Source organism: Acinetobacter sp. V2 (assembly GCF_001188385.1).
Classification (GTDB): domain Bacteria; phylum Pseudomonadota; class Gammaproteobacteria; order Pseudomonadales; family Moraxellaceae; genus Acinetobacter; species Acinetobacter oleivorans.
In genome coordinates this window covers 264690-268003 of the sequence record NZ_JZFB01000002.1, presented here as the reverse complement: position 1 = coordinate 268003, position 3314 = coordinate 264690, and the positions used below count along the sequence as shown (strand labels likewise).

Below are 3314 nucleotides of genomic sequence, written 5' to 3'. Positions count from 1 at the left end.
AAAGAGCGTAGAGCGACCCATTTAACCCATACGCATGAAGAAAAGTTAGTTTAAATTTTTAAATAAAAAAGAGCCTCACAATGAGGCTCTTTTTTATTTGGCTTAGTACGAGAAAACAGTTAATTCAGCGTAGGTACACCTGCTTCACGTAAGCACTGGAGCAAGACGCCGAAAGCCATCACCATGTCTTTTTCATTTACACAGGCAAAGCCCATGAGCAGTCCACGTTCGGCATGTGCATGCGACTGCATGTAGTACTGTGAAAGTGGGCGAACTTTAACACCACGTTCAAGTGCGGTTGTTGCAATCGCGACATCATCGCAAGAGTTTGGCAGTTTTAAAACTAAGTGTAATCCTGCTGCTTCGTCATATTCATGAATAAATTCGGGGCCAAGATAGCGTTTAATCAGACTGACTAAATAATCGCGTCTCTTTCCATAAAGTAAACGCATACGACGAATATGTGCTTCGTAATGACCTTCACGAATAAATTCTGCTAGGGCCTTTTGCTCAAGCAAATGTCCACCACGATACAGTTCAGCTGCCACAATACGTAGGGGTGAAAAGAGTGGTTTAGGCACCACCAAATACCCAATTCTTAAAGATGGATAAATGGTTTTACTAAACGTGCCCATGTACAGCACAGGTGCATCATTTTCTAAGCCTTGTAAAGACGGATACGGTTGGCCTGAGAAACGGAACTCACTGTCGTAATCATCTTCTACAATCCAGCTATTGTGCTGGCGTGCAATCTCAATCAGTTTGCGTCGACGATCTAGGCTTAAATGTGAACCCAGTGGATATTGGTGCGATGGTGTGACAAAAATTAATTTAGGCGGTTTAACCGGATTTTCTTCAGGAATAATGCCTTCGGCATCGACTGGCATGGGTTGAATATCTACGCCATTAATACGTAAAGTGTTGCGCATTCCCCAATAGCCCGGATCTTCAATCCAGACGCGATCACCAATATCACTAAGCGCACGCGAAACTAAGTCAATCGCTTGGTGAATACCTTCGGTAATAATAATTTGGTCAGCATCACACTGAACAGAGCGTGCAACGCGTAAGTAATCTGCCAACGCACTTCGAAGCTCAATACAGCCACCAGCATTACTGTAAATTAAACGGTTAATGTCGGGCTCTCGGCTTAAACGGGCCTGAATGCGACTAAAAATATGATGGGGAAACTCGGTAACATCGGGCGCTCCCGGCACGAAAGCTCCCCATTGGTGTGGCGAGGCTGCGGCATAGCCTAATAAGTTTGAGCCACGATTTGAGAGCGCATAAGAGTTTTGAATTTTCGGACTTGAAACTGCTTTTTTCTTATTTTGTGTATTTAAAAAACTCTCTGGTAGTTTTTCGGCAACCCATGTGCCATGACCTGTACGAGCCTCTAAATAGCCTTCAGCCTGTAGCTGTTCATAGGCAGTAAGAACAGTATTTCTCGAAACATGAATTTCACTGGCTAAGTCACGTGAAGCGGGCAAGCGTGTTTTTGGCTGAATGACGCCATCAATAATGGCACCACGCAGACAACGGAAAAGGCGCTGATGTAGTTTACCTTCGGTGTCCTGTTGGAGCCGTTGTAATAAATGATCTCCAAGTAAACTACGCAATTGGCTCTCTCCTACAGTTAAAAAATGGCTCTCGTCAGTTGCCGCCAGACGAGCGAAATTACATGCATAGGCAGTCGTTGTAAAGCACCCTGAAAATTAAGCACAGGATGCAAAAACCAAAGCTGCAACTGATGATGAAAATATGAGGGAATCAAATGGATAATCAACATTCTGCACTTAACGCACGTAAACAGCAAGCAACTCCACGTGGTGTAGGCGTGATGTGCCAGTGGTACGCAGAAAAAGCTGAAAATGCCACGCTTTGGGACAAGGAAGGCAACCAATTTATCGACTTTGCTGGTGGTATTGCGGTTTTAAATACAGGCCATCGCCACCCTAAAGTCATTGCAGCGGTGACAGAACAGCTCACTAAATTTACTCACACTGCCTATCAAGTAACACCATATGAAAGCTATGTAGCTTTAGCTGAGCGTATTAATGAGCGCGCGCCAATTGCTGGTCCTGCTAAGTCAGCTTTTTTCACAACAGGTGCAGAAGCAGTTGAAAATGCGGTGAAGATTGCTCGTTGTTACACAGGTCGTCACGGCATTATCACTTTTGGTAATGGTTTCCACGGTCGTTCATTTATGACCATGGCAATGACAGGTAAAACTGCACCTTACAAACGTGATTTCGGTGTGATGCCAGCGGGTGTGTTCCACGCACGTTACCCTGTGCCTGCTAAAGGTATTTCAGTAGACGCAGCAATTGAAAGCGTTGAAGATATTTTTAGTGAAGATATTGCACCACATGATGTTGCAGCAATTGTGCTTGAGCCAGTACAAGGTGAGGGCGGTTTCAATGTTGTGCCAGCTGAGTTCTTAAAACGTTTACGTTCAATTTGTGACAAGCACGGCATTTTATTGGTTGCTGACGAAGTGCAATCAGGTTTTGCCCGTACTGGTAAATTGTTCGCAATGAACTATTACGAGACTAAAGCAGATCTCATCACCATGGCGAAAAGCTTGGGTGGCGGCTTCCCAATTTCAGGTGTTGTTGGCCGTGCAGAAGTGATGGATGCACCAAATCCAGGTGGACTAGGCGGTACTTACGCAGGTAGCCCAATTGCAGTTGCTGCTGCGCACGCGGTTATTGATGCGATTGAAGAAGAAAACTTATGCGATCGTGCAAATGAATTAGGTGCAGAATTGGTTGTTGCACTTAAAGATATTCAACAAGTAACAGGCGACGTCGTAACTGATATTCGTGCTTTAGGTTCAATGGTTGCAGTAGAACTTGAAACGGCTGAACAAGCAAAAGTTGTACAAAACTATGCAATGGAAAACGGGTTGTTACTTCTTACTTGTGGTAAATACGGTAATGTAATTCGTTTCTTATATCCATTAACCATTCCTGCTGAGCAATTCCGTCAAGGTCTTGATATCTTGAAACAAGGTTTTGCAACTCTAAAAGCAGGTAGTGCAAAAGCAATGGAGCAATCTGCATGATTCAAAATAATTTGCAGTATTTATTAAAACATCCTGATATTTCATTAGAAGCACCTGCATCAAATGACTATATCGAGGTAAATGATGCTGCTACGGGTGAAACTTTGGCATGGGTAAAAACCTATGACCGTGCAGAGGTTGAAGCCGCAATTAATCGTTCAGCAAAAGCGCAAGCTGCTTGGAAAAAGCAAACTGCCTTGGCGCGTGCTGATGTGTTATTAGCATGGTACAACCTCATGCTTGAGCA

Annotated in this window: 3 protein-coding genes; 2 read left to right on the top strand and 1 reads right to left on the bottom strand. The window is 44.0% G+C overall.

Translation table 11 applies throughout. The annotated features are described in order from the left end of the window. Window positions 1-119 precede the first annotated feature (119 nt). Window positions 120-1619, bottom strand: a complete 1500-nt coding sequence (locus UC75_RS10085) for a PLP-dependent aminotransferase family protein (protein ID WP_049837502.1) — start codon at window positions 1617-1619, stop codon at window positions 120-122. Window positions 1620-1774: 155 nt separating this feature from the next. Here UC75_RS10085 and gabT point away from each other — a divergent pair, with 155 nt between their 5' ends. Continuing rightward, the gene (gene gabT / locus UC75_RS10080; protein ID WP_049837501.1) at window positions 1775-3067 is read left to right on the top strand and encodes a 4-aminobutyrate--2-oxoglutarate transaminase; all 1293 of its coding nucleotides are present in this window, start codon (window positions 1775-1777) and stop codon (window positions 3065-3067) included. Beyond that, the coding region (locus UC75_RS21040; protein ID WP_228137256.1) for an aldehyde dehydrogenase family protein at window positions 3064-3314 on the top strand (251 nt) is incomplete at its 3' end. The genes gabT and UC75_RS21040, both read left to right, overlap by 4 nt.